The sequence below is a fragment of the Lentzea sp. NPDC051208 genome, assembly GCF_040682435.1.
GTDB lineage: Bacteria > Actinomycetota > Actinomycetes > Mycobacteriales > Pseudonocardiaceae > Lentzea > Lentzea kristufekii.
In genome coordinates this window covers 315,592-333,947 of sequence record NZ_JBFBAW010000009.1, presented here as the reverse complement: position 1 = coordinate 333,947, position 18,356 = coordinate 315,592, and the positions used below count along the sequence as shown (strand labels likewise).

Here is an 18,356-nt window from a genome sequence, read left to right as displayed (position 1 = left end):
TCTGGTTCCGTCGCCGCTCATCGTTCTTGTCATGACAAGTGTGGACCTGGTGGTCGTCGGCGCGGGGATCGTCGGGCTCGCGCACGCTTGGCACGCCGTGCAGCGAGGGCTTTCCGTGGCCGTGGTCGAGCGTGACGAGCACGCGGTCGGGGCTTCTGTGCGCAACTTCGGGCACGGGTGTTTCACCACTCAGGACGGGGTGGCTTTCTCGTACGCGATGGCTGCGCGTGCCGAGTGGTTGACGCTGGCTCGCGAGGCCGGGTTCTGGTTGCGCGAGTCCGGGTCGCTTGTCTTGGCTCGCGAGGAGGACGAACTTGCGGTACTCGAAGAGTTCGCCTCGATCCGCAACGTCGAATTGTTCAACAATTCTACACATGGATCGCTCAACAACCGCAGTGTCGGATCGTTGAACAATTCCCTCGAAGGATCGTTCAACGATCCAGGCCAGGGTTCGTTCAACGATTCTACGAGCGGATCGTTGAACAGTTCTACAGCCGAACCGGCCAGGAAGCCCCCTGTCGAATCGTTGAACAACGCGCAGGTTGGATCGTTGAACGATCCGCAGGCCAGATCGTTGAACACCGCGCAGGTCGCATCTTCGACCAAGCCGAGTGTTGGATTGTTCAACAATGCACGCGAGGGATCGTTGAACAATGCGAGTGTCGGATCGTTCAACGATCCAACGGGAGGATTGTTGAACAATCCTTCGATCCTCGGCGCCGCCATCCTGCCCCTCGACATCCGCGTCAACCCGCGCGAAGCCGTCCACGCGATCGCCAGGTTGTTGAACGATCGTGGCGTCACGTTCCACTGGTCGACCAACGTGCTCACCGTCGAGCCGGGCCTGGTCCGCACCTCCCGCGGCGAGATCCGATGCCGCGCGGCGGTCGTGGCAGTCGGCCACGACGTCGACAGGTTCTTCCCCGAGATCGCCGAAGAGCGCCAGATCCAGCGCTGCCAGCTGCGCATGCTGCGCGTCGCGCACGGCGGCGTGATCGACCCGGCCGTGCTGACCGGGTTCTCGATGCTGCGCTACGACGCGTTCGCGCGGTGCCCGAGCATCGAGAAGGTCCGGCAGCGCCTCACGAACGACCACCCCGAGCTGGTCGAAGCCGGGCTGAACCTCATGTTCACCCAGCTCCCCGACGGCTCGCTGACGATCGGCGACACCCATCACTACAGCCGCACGGTCGACCCGTACCGGTCCGAGGACCTGGACGACCTGGTGCTCACCGAGACGGCTCGGCTGCTCGGCGTTCCCTCGCTGCACGTGCTCGAACGCTGGCGCGGCATCTACGCGTCGGCCCCCGAACCCTTCCTGACCGCGACGCCCGCTCCCCTCACCAGGGCCGTCTCGGTCACCTCCGGCATCGGCATGACCACCGCGCTCGGCCTCGCCCCGGCCGTGCTCGACGACCTCCTCCAGGAGATTTGATGAGAACCCTCGGCGTTGTTCTCGCTGCGGCGTTGGCCCTGACTGCTTGTGGCACCACGAACTCCGCTTCGAGCGGCGGTGACTGCCCGAACGACGGCAAGGTGCGGTTCGGCGTCGAGCCGTACGAGGACCCGGAGAAGCTCAAGCCCGCCTACGAGGTGCTCGCGAAGGCGTTGGCCACCAAGCTCGGGTGCGAGGTCGAGCTGCAGGTCGTCGACGACTACGCGGCCGAGGTGCTGGCGATGCGCAACGGCAAGCTGGAGATCGCGCAGTTCGGTCCGCTCGGCTACGTGTTCGCGTCGCAAAAGGCCAAGGCGGAGCCCATGGTGTCGTTCGCGGACGGCTCCGGGAAGCTCACCAGCTACACCGCCGGCATCTGGGTCGCGAAGGACTCGCCCGCTCAGAAGATCGAGGATCTGGCCGGCAAGTCGCTCGCCCTGAGCAGCGTCGGGTCGGCGTCCGGTGACGCGCTTCCCCGCTACGGCTTGAAGAAGCACGGCGTCGCCGACGTGAAGCTCGACTACGCGGGCGGGCATCCCGAGGCGATGCTGTCGCTGATCAACGGCAAGGTCGACGCCGCCGAGATCAACAGCCAGCAGCTGGCGACCGCCAAGGGGGCCGGCACGTTCGACGAGTCGAAGTTCCGCCAGATCTGGAAGTCCGAGCCGATCCCGAACGACCCGATCACCGTGCGCGGTGATCTCGACCCGGCGTTCAAGGACAAGGTGCGCAAGGCGTTGCTGGAGCTCTCGCCGGCCGACGTCGAGAAGGTCGGCGCGTTCCTCGACGTCACCCCGCCCGGACCGCTCGTCCAGGTGGACAACAGCACCTACAAGGTGCTCTTCGACCTCGCGACCACGCTGGGGCTCCAGGAAGAGGACGTCTGATGCTCGCCATCCGCGGCCTGCGCAAGTCGTTCGGCGGCCGCACCGTGCTGGACGGCTTCGACCTCTCGGTCGAACCAGGTGAGTTCGTGGCGCTGCTCGGGCCGAACGGCTCGGGCAAGTCCACGGCGCTGCGGTGCGTGGTCGGGCTGGAGACCTCGGACGGCGGCGAGATCGAGGTGGGCGGGAACGCCGCGATGGTGTTCCAGAAGATCCACCTGGTCGGCCGCCGCAGCGCCCTGGACAACGTCTGTTCCGGCGCTCTGAGACGGCTTGCGCTGCACCGCTCGTTCTTCTTCCCGCAGGACGTCCGGGAAGAGGCGATGAGCTGCCTGGAGAGGGTCGGGCTCGCGGACCGTGCGCTGGAACGGTGTGCGCGGCTTTCCGGCGGGCAGCAGCAACGCGTGGCGATCGCGCGGGCGTTGTGCCAGCGCGCCAGCGTGATCCTCGCCGACGAACCGGTGTCCGCGCTCGACCCGCAGGCCGCGGTGCAGGTGATGGAGCTGCTCAAAGCCCTGGCAGAACAGGGAATGGCAGTGGTGGCGGTGTTGCACCAACCAGAACTCGCGGGCACCTACGCACATCGCGTGGTGGAGATGAAGGCGACGGTGGCGGCATGAGTGTCACGGCTTCACCGAAGCTCGCGGTTCCTCGCCGCCGCTGGCCCGCGCCCGTCGTCTGGGTCGCGGTGGCGGTCTTCCTCGCCGTGCACGCGCTGGCCTGGCAGGCCACGGAGTTCTCGCCCGCCGCGCTGATCGAGGGCTGGGAGGGCATGGCCGACTTCCTCGCCGAGTCGCTGCCGCCGGACTTCTCGGTGCTCGGGAAGTCGCTGGAAGCAGCGGTGATCACGCTCTACATCGGACTGCTCGGCACCACGTTCTCGATCCCGTTCGCCCTGGCTCTGGCTCTGCTGGCTTCCCGGGCGACGACGTCGGCGGCGTGGGCGCAGCAGGCGGCCCGTGCGGTGTTGTCGTTCCTGCGTTCGGTGCCGGACGTGGTGTTCGCGTTGATCTTCGTGACGGCGGTGGGGCTCGGGCCGTTCGCCGGGGTGCTGGCGCTGGTGTTCCACAACACCGGCGTGATGGGCAAGCTCTGGGCCGAGGCGATGGACGAGAGCGACCGCGGGCCGCGCGACGCGCTGAAGGTGACCGGTGCGTCCGGTCCGCAGATCGCGCTGCACGCGGTGCTCCCGACCGTGCTGCCTTCCCTGGCGGGACTTCTGCTCTACCGGCTGGACGTGAACGTGCGGTCGTCGCTCGTGCTCGGCCTGGTCGGCGCGGGCGGGATCGGCTTCCTGATCAACCAGTCGATCAAGCTGTTCCGGTTCGACGAGATGGTCACGCACATCCTCGTGGTGCTGCTTCTCGTGGTTGTGGTCGACCAGGCCTCTGGCTGGGTGCGCAAGCGGCTAGGTGTTTGACCTGCTGGCCGTAGCGGGCGCCTTGGTGCACGGTCACCGTGCCGTCCGCTGCGACCTCGCACGGGTTGTTCGCGGTGCACTGCTCACCGCTGTCGTTGCCGGTGCTGTGCACGCCGACGACGGTGACTCCGTCCTTCAACACGATCGGCGAGCCCGAACCGCCGTGTGACGGGGTGCACGCGGGGTCGTACCGGTAGGCGTTGTCCTGCGTGTAGCCCTCTTCGCGCAGGTGCGGGACGACGGCTTCGATGGTGCAGCTGAAGCGCTTGCCGTTGCCCGACGAGATGATGTCGACGCGTTCTCCCGGCCTGGCTGACCTGTCCGAGAGCCTGAAGATCTTCACGCCCTTGGCCTTCAGCTGCGCGTACGTCTGATCGAGCTCGAAGAGCGCGGTGTCGGTGCCGGTCATGGTCGCCGAGACGAGACGCCTCGTCTCGGCCTTGGCCTGCTGGTAACCCTGACGGTCGCCGATGGTCACCCGCAGCGCGACCGCGACGTCCCTCAAGGTTTCGCCGGGCGCAGGGCGTTCCGGGACGCAGTGGCCGTTGGTGAGCAGAAGCGCCTGGTCGCCGGGCTTGCCGTGATCGGTCCTGACCACGGACGCCGAGCAGGTTCCTGCCAGTGACGCGGCGCCCTCGAGGTTCGGGACGGGAGTGTCCGGCGGGTTGATCTTCCCGGTGACGACGTCGTCGATCCAGCCCTTGAAGTGGTGGACGTCGGTGTACATGACCGGCCGGTCGTCACCGCCCGACCCGCTCACGAGGCCGGCGATCACCCAGCGGCCGCCGTCGCGGACGAGCGCGGGACCGCCGGAGTCCATGTTCGTGGCGGCGACGCTGCCGTCCAGCGCGCCGACGCACAACTCGCGATCAGCGTGGATGCCGTCGCAGGCGGCGGTCCGCTGGATCACGGTGTCCGCCTCGCGCAGCTTCTGCGGATAGCACTCGGGAGCACGGCGGTCGCACGTCATGCCCCAGCCGAGGATCCGCGTCACGGCGCCTTCGGAGGGCCGGGCCGACGGCAGCGCGACGGGCTTGGCCCTCGCGTTCTTCCTCAGCTTCAGCAGGCCGATGTCGCCGTCGTGGACGGGATCGGGCGAATGGGTGATGAACCGCTCGACCTCGATCACCTCGCCACCGCTGCCCGCGTCGAGCGTGCCGAGCCGGACCGACCAGTTCTTCGGCCTGCCGACCTGGGCGAGGCTGGGGTTGTTGCGGGTGCAGTGGCCCGCGGTGACGGCCCAGCCCGGCGCGACCAGCGTGACGCCGCAGGTGTGGCCATCCGCGCGCGGCGAGTCGGGCCGCTGCAGCGAGCCGGAGAACGGGTACGGCGCCTGGGCCTCGGCGCCGCCTCTGATGGCCAGCGCCGGAGTGACGGAGGTGATCACCGCGATGGCCGCGAAGCTCACCGCCAGTAGCACTTTTCGCATGTCACAGAGACTGTCGAAGCTGTGTCCGCACGGCGTGATAGCTCTGCAACAACTGCGCACGGGCGGTCGTTGCGCAACGATGACGTCGCACGAACGTCCCCATGAGACCCGTCGGAAAGGCTGGAGGGCATGCCGCGCGTACTGCTGATCGAGGACGACGAGGCGGTCCGCGAGGGACTGTCGCTCGCCCTGACCTACCAGGGACACACCGTGGACGCGGTGCGCACGGGTGAGGAAGGCCTCGAACTGCTGGTCAGCGTCACGCCCGACGTCGTCGTGCTGGACCTGATGCTGCCGGGCGTGGACGGGTTCGAGGTGTGCCGCCGCATCCGCGCCTCCGGCGACCTCCCGATCATCATGCTGACCGCGCGCAACGACGACATCGACGTGGTCGCGGGCCTGGAGGCCGGTGCCGACGACTACGTGGCCAAGCCGGCCCAGGCCCGCGTGCTGGAAGCCCGGATCCGCGCCGTGTTGCGCCGTTCGTCCGCCTCCGTCACCGCCGAGTTCGTGGCCGAGCGCCACGGCGACCTGACGATCGACCGCGAGGGCCTCGTCGTGACGCGGTTCGGCAAGCCGGTCTCGTTGGCTCCGACGGAACTGCGGTTGCTGCTGGAGCTCTCGTCTTCGCCCGGCCGCGTGATGTCGCGGCAGCAACTGCTGAGTTCCGTGTGGGACCAGGGGTACCTCGGCGACTCGCGACTGGTCGACGCGTGCGTGCAACGGCTGCGGTCGAAGATCGAGGACGACCCGGCGGCGCCCGTGTACGTCCAGACCGTGCGGGGCTTCGGCTACCGCTTCGGACCGCTGTGACGCTCCGCCTGCGACTGCTGCTCGCGTTCGCCCTGCTGACCATCGTGACCGCCGCGGCCGTCGCCGGTGCCGGGTACGTGCGGGCACGCGACGCGATCGTGCAGCGCGCCCAGGACAACGCCGTCATCGAGACCACGAACCGCGTCGAGCAGCTCTACCCGCTGCCCGCGCGGGCGGTGGACGTCGCCACCCTGGAACGGGTCGCCGCACGCGTCTCCGGGCGTGAAGGCCAGGCGTTGGCTTACGGCAACGGGACTGCCGCGGGAGGCATGAACCCGTCCGTGATCACGGCGGAGCTGCGTGCACTCGTGTCGACCGGACGCGTCGGCTGGCAGCGCGTGTCGTACGCGAACAGCGTCTGGCTCGTCGTGGGCATGCAGCTGCGGGTGGCGTCCGGCGCCCCGTCGGGCATCGAGGTGTACGTGCTGCGGCCGTTCACCTCGGAGATCGAGTTCGTCGACGAACTGGCGCGCAACGCGTGGCTGATCGGCGGCGCCGTGCTGCTCCTGGCTCTGGGACTGGGTTTCCTGGCGGCCCGAGGTGTGCTGCGGCCCGTGCGGGAACTGCAGCTGGCCGCCTGGCAGCTCGGGCAGGGCGACCTCTCCGCTCGGGTGCCGGTGCGCGGGCGGGACGAACTGGCGTCCGTCGCGTCGACGTTCAACAGCACGGCTTCTTCGCTGGAACACCACGTCGGCGAGCTGCGGCGGATGGAGGCCGACGCACGGCGGTTCGTGGCGGACGTGTCGCACGAGCTGCGGACTCCGCTGGCCGCCATGACGGCCGTGACCGACGTGCTGGACGCCGAGACCGCTTCGCTGCCGGGCGTGGCGGGGCAGGCGGCGCGGCTGGTGAACCGGGAGACGTTGAACCTGACGCGGCTGGTCAACGACCTGATCGAGGTCACCAGGTTCGACTCGGGCACGGCGGCTCTCGCGCTCGACGACGTCGACGTGGCCGAGGTGGTGCGGACGTGCTTGCGGATGCGCGGCTTCTCGGAGGTGTCCGCGTCGCTGCCGGACGGGGTGCGCGCACGGCTGGACCCGCGGCGGCTGGACGTGATCGTGGCGAACCTGGTCGGCAACGCGCTGCGGCACGGTTCGCCGCCGGTGTCGGTCGAGCTGTCGGTGGTGGGGCCCTTGCTGGTGATCGAGGTGGCGGACTCCGGGCCGGGCCTGCCCGACGAGGTCCTGCCGCACGTGTTCGCGCGGTTCTACAAGGCCGATTCGTCGCGGGGGCGGTCGGAGGGCTCGGGGCTCGGGCTGGCGATCGCGTGGGAGAACGCGCGGCTGCACGGCGGCACTCTGGTGGCGGCCAACCGGCCGGGTGGCGGTGCTTTGTTCACGCTGCGGCTGCCGCTGGACGGTGCGTCGTGAGGCCGAAAACTGTCGGTGCCGCCTGGGAGAATGAAAACAGGGGGACCCCCGGGAGGGGACCCCTGCGTGAGCTTGGGCTCGCGGTGCTCGTCCTCGCCGTCCTCACCGCGTGCGGCATCCGCCCCACCGACCCGATCCCCGGCCTCGAAGCCCCCACCGGCCCCGTCGAGAACACCTCGCCGTCGCTCTACTGGGTCTCCCCCGGCGGCAGGGTCGTGCCGGTCGGGCGGCCGGAGGGCAGCCTGAGCGGGTTCGACGTCGTGGCGTTGCTCGCACAGGGCCCGACCAACGCCGAGCAGAACCGCGGGCTGGTCACCGAGGTGCCGTTCGACGCCGCGCCGGCCACCGTGGACCGGGTCGCGAACGGCCTGGATGTGAACCTGTCGAGCGATGTCTCGCTGCTCAGCGCTCCCGCTGTGCAGCAGATCGTGTGCACGTTGCTCGCCGTTCAACCGGTCGGCACGGTGAACCTGCGTGGGGGCGGGCATTCGCTGGAGTTCCAGAAGTGCGCTTGAATCGGGCCGTGCACGTCTACTCCATCCCGATGCGCGTCCGGTTCCGCGGCATCACCCGGCGCACCGGACTGCTGTTCGAAGGACCGGCCGGATGGGGCGAGTTCTGCCCGTTCGAGGAGTACGACGACGCCGAGGCCGCGGCCTGGCTCGCCTGCGCGCTGGAGGCCGCGAACGACGGCTGGCCGGCGCCGGTGCGGGACCGCATCCCCGTCAACTGCACCGTGCCGGTGGTCAGCCCTGAGAGGGCGCACGAGATCGTGGCCAGGTCGGGCTGCTCGACGGCCAAGGTGAAGGTCGCCGAGTCAACGCTGGAAGAGGACTGCGCGCGTCTCGAAGCGGTGCGGGACGCGCTGGGGCCTCAGGGCGCGATCCGGGTCGACGCGAACATGCTGTGGGACGTCGACACGGCCGTCGCCGCCATCAAGGCCATGGACAAGGCCGCCGCAGGACTCCAGTACGTGGAACAGCCGTGCCACACGCTGGAAGAGCTGGCGGCCGTCCGCAGAAAGGTCTCGGTGCCGATCGCGGCGGACGAGTCGATCCGCAAGGCCGAGGACCCGCTGAAGGTGGCCGTGTCCGGGGCCGCGGACATCGCGGTCATCAAGGTGGCACCGCTCGGAGGCGTGCGGAAGGCGTTGGAGGTGGCCGAGGCGTGTGGGCTGCCGTGCGTGGTGTCGTCGGCGCTGGAGACCTCGGTCGGGATGGCGGCCGGGGTGGCGTTGGCGGCGGCACTGCCCGAGCTCGACTACGCGTGCGGGCTGGCGACGTTGCCGCTGCTGGACGGGGATGTCACGAGCGATTCACTCGTGCCCGTGGACGGCTACTTGCCGGTGCTCGCAAAACCACCCGTGCCGGACCGCGTCGAGGAGTTCGTGAACGATGTGATCACGCAGGCCTGGATTAGTCGGTACGACAGGGTGCTGAGCAAGCTCAGTGAGTGAGCCGATCAATCTGGATCTTCAGCGGGAACGGCTCGACAGCCTCGTAGACCCTGGTCTCGGCAGGCGCCTCTTGATAGCCGAACTCTCCGGCAAGGTGCATAGGCGCCAAGGAGACCGGCTCGTCCAGGTCGATGATCCAGTAGAACGGAATACCGGCCCACGCGTATTCATCCCGTTTGGCGCGATAGTCCGTCTGGCGCGAACTCGGCGACAACACCTCGACAGCGAGTACAACCTCTGATGCCCTGATGAGGCCGCCTTCAGCGTTCTGCCTCCGACCGGCACTGCGTCGGGCCACGACCAAGTCCGGGCGCCGGACGTAGCCGGGCTTGCCCGGCGGGGCCAGTTCCAGGTTCACGTCTATGTCGTACAGAACTTCGAAGTCGTCGGGAATTTGTTCTACGAGCTGCACCACCAGGTTGACCCCGGCAGCGACGTGATTGCGAAGAGGGCTGGGGGACATGATCAGACGGCCGTTCACCAATTCCGTATAGCCGTCTTCGGTTTCTCCGAGCGCGGCGTACTGAGCAACGGTCATCGGACCCGCCGCAACAGCAAGCAGACGCCTCGGAGGCCTATCGGGTAGAGCGGTCACTGCGTCTCCTTCCGTCTCCACCACCGTCGCACATGGAGGCGCTCCAATCCCGCTCACAAGTACACACCTTCAAGCGATCTAAGGCTTGCCCCGAGCCAGCCCCTGCTTGTCGGCACCCAAGCTGAACACGATCCCCTCGGTCCGGTTGATCGCCTCGGTCCGCCGCTCGGAAGCCGGCACCCGAGTCAGGTCCACGAGCCGGATCGGCGGCCCCAGCTCGACCAGGGTCGGCGTGTACGAAGCCTCGACCACGGACCACCCGGCGGCCCCCTGCTCGAACTTGAACCGAGCGATCGTCCCCTCCTCGGTCACTCCACGGGGCTCAGCGTGCCGGGCGACCTCGTTGCCGAGCCCGTACGCGACCCACTTGTTGCCGATCTTCTCGAACGGCTGCACCACGTGCACGTGCGTCCCGATGATCAGGTCCAGGGCGGGGTCGGCGAGCAGCTGCCGGGCCAGCGCCTTCTGGTCCGCGGTCGCCTCGTGCTGGTACTCGTTGCCCCACTGCACTGACAGCACGACGACCTCGGCGCCGGCGGCACGAGCGGCTCGTGCGTCAGCCAGGATCTTGGTCGCGTTGATCTGGTTCGCGCGCCACGGCTGGGGCAGCGGGATGCCGTTGAAGCCGTAGGTGAACGACAGCTGCGCCACCTTCACGCCGTTCGCGTCCAGGATCAGCGGCGCGGCCGATTCCTCCTGCGTGCGGAACGAGCCGGTGTGCTTCAGGCCGACGGCGTCCATCGCGTCCAGCGTCGTCGTGATCGCCGAGACGCCGCGGTCCAGCGTGTGGTTCGAGGCCGTCGAGCACGAGTCGTAGCCCACGTCGACCAGGCCCTTCGCCACCTCGGGCGGGGCCAGGAAGGCCGGGTAGCCGAAGAACGGGCCCTCCTTCGGGCCCAGCGGTACTTCCAGGTGGCACAGGGAGAGGTCCGCTTTCAGAGCCTCTTTGATGCCCGAGAACAACGGCAGGAAGTCGCGCCCGGCCGCGCCTCCGTCGGCGACCGCCTGGTCGGTCAGCGCCGGGTGGATCAGGATGTCGCCGCCGGCGGTGAGCACGAACGAGCGCGGCGCGGGCGGGCCCTGGGAGGTCGACGCCGGCGGTGCGGGCGCCGAGGTGATGACGACCGGCGAACCGGTGCACGCGGACAGCAGCAGGCCGGTGGTCAGCGTTAAGGCCGGCCACCGGACCGCTCGCTTCAGCGCTGCCGCCTGCGTCGCAGGACCACTAACAGCACGACCGCCAGCGCTGCCGCCGCGATGGGCAGCACGCGCTTCAACACCGGAACGCCTGCCGTGTCGATCAGATCGATCGGCTCGTCGGGTACCACTCGGAGATGCTGCTGTTGCGCCACCTCGTCAGGATCCACGGATCCCAGCGTGCTCGCCAGGCATTCCGCGAACTGGTCGACGAGCCTGCCGCTGACCTCGGCGATCAGGCCGCGACCGAGCTGGGCCGGACGGCCCGTGACCGACAGATCGGTCTCGACCTCGACCGAATCCCCGACCACGAAGGTCACCACGGCCGATGCCGTGCCGTTGCCGCGGGCATCCTTACCTGCGGCTTTCATGACGGCACGGCGCAACACCGGGTCGATCTCGACGAACTCGCCGCTCCCCCGGTACAGCAGCTGCACCGGGCCGAGCTTCACCTTGACCTCCCCGCTGAACGTCTTGCCGTCCACCGAGGTCAGGGTGGCGCCGGGCAGGCACGGCGCCACCCGCTCGGGGTCGATCAGCGCCTCCCACACCTCCTCGGCGGGCGCCGGCGACGTGAACGAGTGCGTCAACTTCATCCCGCGACCGCCGCGGTCAGCGCACGGCCGGTCAGCACCCGCGCCAGGTTGTCCTTGTAACCGTCGCCGGAGGACGCGCGCAGGGCCGCCTCCGAGATCGCCTCGGCAGAAGCCGGCTGCCCGACCAGGGCCGCCTCGACCCCGGTGGCGCGCAACGGCCCGGAACCCACGTTGGTGAGCCCCACCCGAGCAGCGGCGATGGACCCGTCGCGCACCTGCACGGCCGCCGCGACCGCGACGATCGACCAGGCCTGCGCGACCCGGTTGAGCTTCTCGTAGTGCGCACCCCAGCCCGTGTACTTCGGCACGCGGACGTCGATCAGGATCTCGTCGGGCGCCAGCGCCGTCGTGAAGTAGTCGACGAAGAAGTCCGCCGCGGGCACCTCACGCCGTCCCGAAGGCCCCGCGATGATCATCACGGCGTCCAGGGCGAGCACCGGTGCCAGGAGGTCGCCTGCCGGGTCCGCGTGGCACAGCGAGCCGCCGAACGTGCCGCGGTGCCGGATCTGCGGGTCCGCGATCGTGTCCGTGACCAGCCGGAGCAACAGCGCGTGGTCCTGGACCAGATGATCGCGCTGCACCTCGTAATGCGTGGTCATGGCACCGATGAGCAACGAGTCGCCGTCGTCGCGCACGCCCGTCAGCTCGGTCAGGCCACCGATGTCGATCAACGCCGTGGGTGCCGCCAGCCGCATGCGCAGCACCGGCACGAGCGACTGCCCGCCCGCGATGACCTTGGCGTCCTCGCCCTCCTCGGCGAGCATCCGCACGGCCTCGTCCACACTGGACGGGAACAGGTACTTGAACTCCGCCGGGATCACGACTGTCCTCCCTGCGCGTCGATCGAACCGAGCCCACCAGCGGCCACGTCACCCGCGCCGGGGTCCGGACGACCCTGCAGCGCGGTCCACACCCGTTCCGGCGACATCGGCATCTCGATGTCCCGGACGCCCAGGTGCCGCACGGCGTCCAGCACGCTGTTGACCACGGCAGGCGTCGAGGCGATCGTGCCCGCCTCGCCGACTCCCTTGGCACCCAACGGGTTGGAGGTCGCCGGTGTGGTCGTGCGGTCCGTGAGGAACGCGGGCAGATCCGCCGCACAAGGCACGAGGTAGTCGGCGAGCGTCGCCGTCGTCAGCGTGCCCATCTCGTCGTGCGTGGCCTCTTCGTACAACGCCTGCGCGATGCCCTGCGCGAGCCCGCCGTGCACCTGACCGTCGACGATCAACGGGTTCATGACGGTGCCGACGTCGTCCACGGCGACGTACCGGCTGATGCGCACCATGCCCGTCTCGGTGTCGACTTCCGTTGCGCACAAATGGGTTCCGTGCGGGAACGAGAAGTTGTCCGGGTCGAACGTGGCGTCGGCGTCCATGCCGGGTTCCATGCCCTCGGGCAGGTCGTGCGCGACGTGCGCGGCCAGCACCACGTCACCCAGCGAACGGGCCGTCGACGTGCCGCGGACGGAGAACGAGCCGGAAGCGAACTCCACGTCCGCCTCGTCGCACTCCATCATGTGCGCGGCCAGCGTCCGCGCCTTGGCCAGCACCTTGTCCGCCGCGTGCACCAGCGCCGTGCCACCGACCGCCAAGGACCGCGACCCGTAGCTGTCCATGCCCTTGTGCGACGTCGCCGTGTCGCCGTGCAGCACCTCGACGTCGTCGAACGGCACGCCGAGCTTGTCGGCGACGATCTGCGACCAGACCGTCTCGTGGCCCTGCCCGTGCGGCGAGGTGCCGGTGATGACCTCGACCTTGCCGGTGGGCAGCATGCGGATCGACGCGGTCTCCCAACCGCCTGCGGCATAACGCAGAGCGCCCAGCACGCGGGACGGCGCGAGGCCGCACATCTCGGTGTAGGTGGAGATCCCGATGCCGAGCTGGACCACGTCACCGGAAGAACGACGCCTCGCCTGCTCCTCGCGCAGTTCGTCGTACCCGAACAGCTCCATCGCGCGAGCCGTCGCGGCCTCGTAGTTGCCGGAGTCGTAGGTCAGGCCGGCGACCGTGTCGAACGGGAACTCCTCGTGCTTGATCCAGTTCATCTCGCGGATCTTCATCGGCTCCACGCCGAGCTCGACCGCGAGCTCGTCCATCATCCGCTCGATCGCGAACGTGGCTTCGGGCCGTCCGGCGCCGCGGTAGGCGTCCGTGGGCACCTTGTTCGTGAAGACGTTGGTGCAGACGAACCGGTAGGCGGCGAACTTGTAGATCGAGTTGAACATGAACGCGCCCAGGATCGGCACGCCCGGCGTCACCAGGCGCAGGTAGGCGCCCATGTCGGCGAGCAGCTCGACCTTCAGGCCGGTCACGGTGCCGTCGCGGCGGGCGGACAGCGTGATCTTCTGGATCTGGTCGCGGCCGTGGTGCGCGGACAGCATCGACTCGGTGCGCGACTCCGTCCACTTCACCGGGCGGCCCATGCGGCGGGCGACCAGCAGGCACAGCAGCTCCTCCGGGGTGACCTGGAGCTTGCCGCCGAACCCGCCGCCGACGTCCGGCGCGATCACGCGGAGCTTGTGCTCGGAGATGCCCGTGACGGCGGACAGCATCCAGCGCAGGATGTGCGGGATCTGCGTCGCCGACCAGACGGTGAACATGCCCGCGGTCGTGTCCACGACGACCGATCGCGGTTCCATGAACGCCGGGATCAGCCGCTGCTGCCGGAACGTCCGCTCGATCACGACCTCGGCGGACGCGATCTCGTCCTCGACGTTCGTCCCCACCCCGGCCTCGGCGGAGTCGAAGATCCACGTCGCGCACTTGTTCGTGCCGAGATCCGGGTGCACCAGATCGTTGTCCCGCAAGGCTTCTTCCATGTCGAGCACGACCGGGAGCTCGTCGTAGTCGACATCGATCGCTTCCAGCGCGTCCGCGGCGTGGTAGGCGCTGTCGGCGATCACGAGAGCGACGGCCTCGCCGGCGAAGTTGACCTGGTCGACGGCCATGGCGGGTGCGGGCGGCGACTTCATGTCCTCGGTGATGGGCCACGCGCACGGCAGAGAGCCCTGCTCGGCGGCGAAGTGCTCACCGGTCAGCACCACGGCCACACCGGGCATCGCCGTCGCGCGGCCGACGTCGATGTTGGTGATGCGGGCGTGGGCGACGGGACTGCGCAGCACCGCCATGTGCAGCATGCCGGTCAGCTGGAGGTTGTCGGTCCACCTCGTCTGGCCGGTGATCAGCCGGGCGTCCTCCTTGCGGAGCCTGGCCTTGCCGATCTCCGGTTCCGCTGTGGCGGTCATTCGCCACCTACCGGCTGCTTGGAGCTGATGTGCTCGTCGCTGTGCTGTTCCTGCTTGGGTCCTGCGCCGGGTTTCATCCGCTGGGCGGCGTCCTGAACCGCGCGCACGATGTTCTGGTAGCCCGTACAGCGGCAGAGGTTGCCCTCCAGGCCTTTGCGCACGGTCTCGTCGTCGGGGTCGGACTCGTCGGCGAGCAGGTCGATCGCCTGCATGATCATGCCGGGCGTGCAGAAACCGCACTGCAAAGCGTGGTTGCTGTGGAACGCCTCCTGCACCGGATGCAGCTTGCCGTCGCGAGCGAGGCCTTCGATGGTGGTGACCTCGTGCCCGTTCGCCTGCACGGCGAGCATCTGGCACGACTTCACGCTGTGGCCGTCGAGGTGGACGGTGCAGGCGCCGCAGTTGCCGGTGTCGCAACCGACCACGGTGCCGGTCTTGCTCAATCGCTCCCGTAGGTAGTGCACGAGCAGGAGGCGGGGTTCGACCTCGTCGGCGTATGTCACTCCGTCGACGTTGACCGAGATGTGCATTGACCCCTCCCAGGGTGGTGGGCCGTGAGTGACGAGGGTCACTCAAGCTTGCTCCCTGTTCGCGGGGTTCAACAACCCGATCAGTGATGGATCGGTTCACCAAGATCGACCAGACGTCGGCCGCTTCCCTTCCACCGCAAGGAAATGATCTCCGCGGCGATCGACACCGCCGTCTCCTCCGGCGTCCGCGCACCCAGATCCAGGCCTATCGGCGAGGCCAAAGCCTCTAGCTCACCTTCGGTCAAGCCTGCTTCCCGCAACCGTTGTAGGCGATCTTCGTGCGTGCGGCGGGATCCCATCGCTCCCACATAACCGACCTTGAGCCGCAACGCGACCTCCAGCAGCGGCACGTCGAACTTCGGATCATGGGTCAGCACCGCGATGACCGTGCGTTCGTCGAGCTTGGACGCTTCGGCCTGCAAGTACTTGTGCGGCCAGGCGACGACGACCTCATCCGCCTCGGGGAACCGGCTGCGCGTCGCGAACACCGGTCGTGCGTCGCAGACGGTGACGCGATAGCCGAGGAACGCGCCGAGCCGGGCCATCGCGGCGGCGAAGTCGATCGCTCCGAACACGAGCATGCGCGGCGGCGGTTCGAACGAGTTCACGAAGACGCTCATGCCCTCGCCACGCCGCTGACCGTCCGGCCCGTACCGCAGCACGCCGCTGCGTCCTGACGCGAGCATCCCGCGCGCGTCGTCCGCGACGGCGTCGTCGATCCGCGCACTGCCCAGGCTGCCGTCACGGCGGTCCGGCCAGATGACCATGCGACGGCCGATGCCGTCCGGGTGCTCGATCACCGTCGCGACGGCGACAGGTTCCTCCGCGCGGACCGTTTCCACCACTTCACCGAGCTGGGGAAACGTGCTGGCGTCGATCTTCTCGACGTAGATGTCGATGATCCCGCCGCAGGTCAGCCCGACAGCGAACGCGTCGTCGTCACTGACTCCGAACCGCTGCAGAACCGGGGTGTCCAACGATTGCGCCAGGTCGTAGACAGCGCCCTCGACGCACCCGCCGGACACGCTGCCGACGGCCTCGCCGTCCTGCGTCACGAGCATCGCCGCACCCGCGGGCCGGGGCGCCGAGCTGAAGGTCGCGACCACCGTGCCGACCCCGACCGTCTCGCCGTTCGCCACCCGTTCGGCGAGGTCGTAGAGGACATCACGCACGGCGCACCTCCTTCAGCAGTTCTTCCAACGCGTGCACGCTGTGGCCCGCGACCATCGTGTCGACGTGCGGCAGCGCCGCCACCACACCGCTCTGCACCGGCCGGTAACCCGGTTTGCCCGCGTGCGGGTTGGCCCAGATGACCTTGTGGCTCACGCGTCTCAGCCTCGCCATCTCGGTCGCCAGCAGGCTCGGGTCGCCGCGTTCCCAGCCGTCGCTGAACAGCACGACCACCGCACCCCGTTGCCGCCACTGCTGGTTGAACCGCCGCAACGCGTCACCGAGCCGGGTGCCGCCCTCGTAGTCGGGGATCGCCCGCCCGGCTGCCCGCAAAGCCCGTTCGGGGTCGCGTTCCCGGAGCTGACGGGTCACGCGGGTCAGCCGGGTGCCGATCGTGCGGACCTCGACGGGCATCGCGTGGGCAAGGACGTGCGCGAACCTCAGCAGCGCGTCGGAGTAGGCCGCCATCGAGCCGGAGACGTCGATCAGCAGCACCAGCCGGCGTGGCTTGGAGCCTCGCCGACGATGCCGCGGCAGGGCGATCTCGCCGCCGGTCTCGATCATCGCGCGCACCGTGCGGGCCAGGTCCATCCGGCCGCGACGGGCCTTGCGGAGCCGGCGCGAGCGTCTGCGCGGCGGGAGCGGGTGCAACCGGGCGATCCACGGTGCGGCGTCGAACTCGGAGATGTCCTTGTGCTTCAGCACTTCCACGTCGGACGCGGCCACGCCGACGGTCATCGAGTCGAGCTCGATCCTCGTGCGCGGACGGGGCGGGGTGCCGCCGAAGTACGCCCGGTACGCGGCGTCGTAGCGCGGCAGGTCGTCCGGGTCGGCGCAGAGCGTGAGGCGCCCGGCCCAGTAGAGGTCGACGTGCTCGGTGGCCCGCAGGAACGCCTGCACGCGATCTGGCCCGCACTGCAGTCCGGCGCCCCGCAGGACGCGCGTGAACCCGACGCAGGCTTCCGTCACCCCACGATTGTGCTCCCGATCACGCGCTGCGCGTCCTCCCGGTACTTCAGGACCGCTCCGAGGGTCGTCGTGTCCGGCTCCGCGCGGCCCAGCGCCTGCAACGCCCGCGCCCAGTCCAGCGACTCCGCGACACCCGGCGGCTTCAGCAGGTCGAGCCCTCGCATCTTCTGCACGGCCTCCGCGACCCGGACGGCGAGCCGTTCGTCGAGGCCGGGCAGGGTGCGGCGCAGGATCGCGACCTCGCGCTCCAGCGACGGGTGCTCCAGCCAGTGGTAGAGGCAGCGGCGCTTCAACGCGTCGTGCACCTCGCGGGTCCGGTTCGAGGTCAGCACGGTCAGCGGTGGCGTCGTCGCCCTGATCTCGCCGAACTCGGGGATGCTGACCGCGTTCTCGGACAGCACCTCCAGCAGGAACGCCTCGAACTCGTCGTCCGCCCGGTCGATCTCGTCGACGAGCAGCACGCACGGTGCGCTCTCCAACGCCTGAAGCAGTGGTCTGGCGAGCAGGAACCGTCGTGTGTAGAGGGACGCCTCGTCCACCTCGCCGCGCGTCTCCAGCACGCGCAGGTGCATGAGCTGGCGCGGGTAGTCCCAGTCGTACAGGGCCTGCGTGGCGTCGATGCCCTCGTGGCACTGCAGGCGGATCAGCGGCACGTCCATCGACTTGGCCAGCGCGAGCGCGAGCGAGGTCTTGCCGGTGCCGGGTTCGCCTTCGAGGAACAGCGGCCGTCCCATCCGCACCGCGAGGAACGCCGCCGTGGCGATCCCGCCGTCCGGCAGGTACCCCGCGCCGTCGAGCCCTGACGCCAGTTCCTCGGGGGACTGCATGGGCCTCAGGGTACGGCTAACCTGGGCGGATGGGGTCGATCAGGAAAGTACAGATCACGTTCGACTGTGCCGAACCCGTGCGCGTCGCCGAGTTCTGGAGCCAGGTGCTCGGGTACGACGCTCCGCCGGAGAGCGACGGTTCGTGGTCGGCGGTCGCCGACCCGACGGGTGAGGGCCCGCGGTTCTACTTCCAGCGCGTTCCCGAGAGCAAGGTCGTCAAGAACCGGGTGCACGTCTGCGTGCGGGCGGGCACCGGGCTCGTCGGCGCGGAACGCCTCGCCGCGCTCCAGGCCGAGCGTGCCCGGCTGGAGGCGATCGGCGCGGTGTGCGTGCGCGTGATGGAGGCCGACGAGGAGAACGAGTCGTGCATCGTGATGCAGGACGTTGAAGGCAACGAGTTCTGCCTCGACTGAACCCT

General features: G+C 69.1%; 19 protein-coding genes. 9 read left to right on the top strand and 10 right to left on the bottom strand.

Annotated features, from left to right (window positions below; translation table 11 throughout):
- Positions 1–31: 31 nt before the first annotated feature.
- The 4 genes from AB0M48_RS24095 to phnE are packed head-to-tail and all read left to right on the top strand — an operon-like array spanning position 32 to position 3,739.
- Positions 32–1,435, top strand: coding sequence for an FAD-dependent oxidoreductase (locus AB0M48_RS24095; RefSeq protein ID WP_363845903.1), 1,404 nt, complete (start codon positions 32–34; stop codon positions 1,433–1,435).
- The gene (locus AB0M48_RS24090; protein ID WP_363845901.1) at positions 1,435–2,322 is read left to right on the top strand and encodes a phosphate/phosphite/phosphonate ABC transporter substrate-binding protein; all 888 of its coding nucleotides are present in this window, start codon (positions 1,435–1,437) and stop codon (positions 2,320–2,322) included. The genes AB0M48_RS24095 and AB0M48_RS24090 overlap by 1 nt, the downstream gene beginning before the upstream one ends.
- Positions 2,322–2,939, top strand: a complete 618-nt coding sequence (locus tag AB0M48_RS24085) for an ATP-binding cassette domain-containing protein (RefSeq protein ID WP_363845899.1) — start codon at positions 2,322–2,324, stop codon at positions 2,937–2,939. The genes AB0M48_RS24090 and AB0M48_RS24085 overlap by 1 nt, the downstream gene beginning before the upstream one ends.
- A complete protein-coding gene (gene phnE / locus AB0M48_RS24080) occupies positions 2,936–3,739 on the top strand; it encodes a phosphonate ABC transporter, permease protein PhnE (RefSeq protein WP_363845896.1) in 804 nt (267 codons plus the stop codon). Before AB0M48_RS24085 ends, phnE begins: the two co-directional genes overlap by 4 nt.
- Here the strand turns inward: phnE and AB0M48_RS24075 are convergent.
- Positions 3,657–5,168: a trypsin-like serine protease gene (locus tag AB0M48_RS24075; protein ID WP_363845894.1), complete on the bottom strand. Its 1,512-nt coding sequence runs from the start codon at positions 5,166–5,168 to the stop codon at positions 3,657–3,659. The genes phnE and AB0M48_RS24075 overlap by 83 nt on opposite strands.
- A 129-nt stretch (positions 5,169–5,297) precedes the next feature.
- Here AB0M48_RS24075 and AB0M48_RS24070 point away from each other — a divergent pair, with 129 nt between their 5' ends.
- From AB0M48_RS24070 to AB0M48_RS24055, 4 genes are all read left to right on the top strand, one after another.
- Entirely contained in the window at positions 5,298–5,981 is a 684-nt protein-coding gene (locus tag AB0M48_RS24070) for a response regulator transcription factor (RefSeq protein WP_363845892.1), read from the top strand.
- Complete coding sequence (locus AB0M48_RS24065; protein WP_363845890.1) at positions 5,978–7,354, top strand: ATP-binding protein; 1,377 nt, start codon at positions 5,978–5,980, stop codon at positions 7,352–7,354. Before AB0M48_RS24070 ends, AB0M48_RS24065 begins: the two co-directional genes overlap by 4 nt.
- A gap of 83 nt (positions 7,355–7,437) precedes the next feature.
- On the top strand, positions 7,438–7,869 hold the full coding sequence (locus AB0M48_RS24060; protein ID WP_363845888.1) for a GerMN domain-containing protein: 432 nt from the start codon (positions 7,438–7,440) through the stop codon (positions 7,867–7,869).
- An 8-nt stretch (positions 7,870–7,877) separates the two neighbouring features.
- Entirely contained in the window at positions 7,878–8,810 is a 933-nt protein-coding gene (locus AB0M48_RS24055; protein WP_363845886.1) for an o-succinylbenzoate synthase, read from the top strand.
- Here AB0M48_RS24055 and AB0M48_RS24050 read toward each other — a convergent pair.
- The 9 genes from AB0M48_RS24050 to AB0M48_RS24010 form a co-directional block, all read right to left on the bottom strand.
- Positions 8,800–9,348, bottom strand: a complete 549-nt coding sequence (locus tag AB0M48_RS24050; RefSeq protein ID WP_363845884.1) for a Uma2 family endonuclease — start codon at positions 9,346–9,348, stop codon at positions 8,800–8,802. The two genes, AB0M48_RS24055 and AB0M48_RS24050, sit on opposite strands and share 11 nt — an antisense overlap.
- A 135-nt stretch (positions 9,349–9,483) precedes the next feature.
- The gene (locus AB0M48_RS24045; protein WP_363845882.1) at positions 9,484–10,461 is read right to left on the bottom strand and encodes a CapA family protein; all 978 of its coding nucleotides are present in this window, start codon (positions 10,459–10,461) and stop codon (positions 9,484–9,486) included.
- A gap of 140 nt (positions 10,462–10,601) precedes the next feature.
- Positions 10,602–11,198, bottom strand: a complete 597-nt coding sequence (locus AB0M48_RS24040; RefSeq protein WP_363845880.1) for an SRPBCC family protein — start codon at positions 11,196–11,198, stop codon at positions 10,602–10,604.
- Entirely contained in the window at positions 11,195–12,019 is an 825-nt protein-coding gene (locus tag AB0M48_RS24035; RefSeq protein WP_363845878.1) for a xanthine dehydrogenase family protein subunit M, read from the bottom strand. Before AB0M48_RS24035 ends, AB0M48_RS24040 begins: the two co-directional genes overlap by 4 nt.
- Entirely contained in the window at positions 12,016–14,442 is a 2,427-nt protein-coding gene (locus tag AB0M48_RS24030; RefSeq protein WP_363845876.1) for a xanthine dehydrogenase family protein molybdopterin-binding subunit, read from the bottom strand. The genes AB0M48_RS24035 and AB0M48_RS24030 overlap by 4 nt, the downstream gene beginning before the upstream one ends.
- Positions 14,439–14,972 carry a (2Fe-2S)-binding protein gene (locus AB0M48_RS24025; protein ID WP_258947081.1) on the bottom strand — a complete coding sequence of 178 codons (534 nt, stop codon included), beginning with the start codon at positions 14,970–14,972 and terminating at the stop codon, positions 14,439–14,441. The genes AB0M48_RS24030 and AB0M48_RS24025 overlap by 4 nt, the downstream gene beginning before the upstream one ends.
- Positions 14,973–15,052: 80 nt before the next feature.
- Positions 15,053–16,144, bottom strand: a complete 1,092-nt coding sequence (locus tag AB0M48_RS24020; protein WP_363845874.1) for an XdhC/CoxI family protein — start codon at positions 16,142–16,144, stop codon at positions 15,053–15,055.
- Positions 16,137–17,111 carry a VWA domain-containing protein gene (locus tag AB0M48_RS24015; protein ID WP_363845872.1) on the bottom strand — a complete coding sequence of 325 codons (975 nt, stop codon included), beginning with the start codon at positions 17,109–17,111 and terminating at the stop codon, positions 16,137–16,139. The genes AB0M48_RS24020 and AB0M48_RS24015 overlap by 8 nt, the downstream gene beginning before the upstream one ends.
- Positions 17,108–17,938 carry a MoxR family ATPase gene (locus AB0M48_RS24010; RefSeq protein WP_363845871.1) on the bottom strand — a complete coding sequence of 277 codons (831 nt, stop codon included), beginning with the start codon at positions 17,936–17,938 and terminating at the stop codon, positions 17,108–17,110. The genes AB0M48_RS24015 and AB0M48_RS24010 overlap by 4 nt, the downstream gene beginning before the upstream one ends.
- A 29-nt stretch (positions 17,939–17,967) precedes the next feature.
- Here AB0M48_RS24010 and AB0M48_RS24005 point away from each other — a divergent pair, with 29 nt between their 5' ends.
- Complete coding sequence (locus AB0M48_RS24005) at positions 17,968–18,351, top strand: VOC family protein (RefSeq protein ID WP_363845869.1); 384 nt, start codon at positions 17,968–17,970, stop codon at positions 18,349–18,351.
- Positions 18,352–18,356 lie beyond the last annotated feature (5 nt).

Bases quoted from the DNA above. Each gene is read 5' to 3' on its own strand.
- AB0M48_RS24095 (WP_363845903.1), top strand. From the start codon at position 32: ATGACAAGTGTGGACCTGGTGGTCGTCGGCGCGGGGATCGTCGGGCTC.
- AB0M48_RS24090 (WP_363845901.1), top strand. From the start codon at position 1,435: ATGAGAACCCTCGGCGTTGTTCTCGCTGCGGCGTTGGCCCTGACTGCT.
- AB0M48_RS24085 (WP_363845899.1), top strand. From the start codon at position 2,322: ATGCTCGCCATCCGCGGCCTGCGCAAGTCGTTCGGCGGCCGCACCGTG.
- phnE (WP_363845896.1), top strand. From the start codon at position 2,936: ATGAGTGTCACGGCTTCACCGAAGCTCGCGGTTCCTCGCCGCCGCTGG.
- AB0M48_RS24075 (WP_363845894.1), bottom strand. From the start codon at position 5,168: ATGCGAAAAGTGCTACTGGCGGTGAGCTTCGCGGCCATCGCGGTGATC.
- AB0M48_RS24070 (WP_363845892.1), top strand. From the start codon at position 5,298: ATGCCGCGCGTACTGCTGATCGAGGACGACGAGGCGGTCCGCGAGGGA.
- AB0M48_RS24050 (WP_363845884.1), bottom strand. From the start codon at position 9,348: ATGACCGTTGCTCAGTACGCCGCGCTCGGAGAAACCGAAGACGGCTAT.
- AB0M48_RS24040 (WP_363845880.1), bottom strand. From the start codon at position 11,198: ATGAAGTTGACGCACTCGTTCACGTCGCCGGCGCCCGCCGAGGAGGTG.
- AB0M48_RS24030 (WP_363845876.1), bottom strand. From the start codon at position 14,442: ATGACCGCCACAGCGGAACCGGAGATCGGCAAGGCCAGGCTCCGCAAG.
- AB0M48_RS24025 (WP_258947081.1), bottom strand. From the start codon at position 14,972: ATGCACATCTCGGTCAACGTCGACGGAGTGACATACGCCGACGAGGTC.
- AB0M48_RS24010 (WP_363845871.1), bottom strand. From the start codon at position 17,938: ATGCAGTCCCCCGAGGAACTGGCGTCAGGGCTCGACGGCGCGGGGTAC.
- AB0M48_RS24005 (WP_363845869.1), top strand. From the start codon at position 17,968: ATGGGGTCGATCAGGAAAGTACAGATCACGTTCGACTGTGCCGAACCC.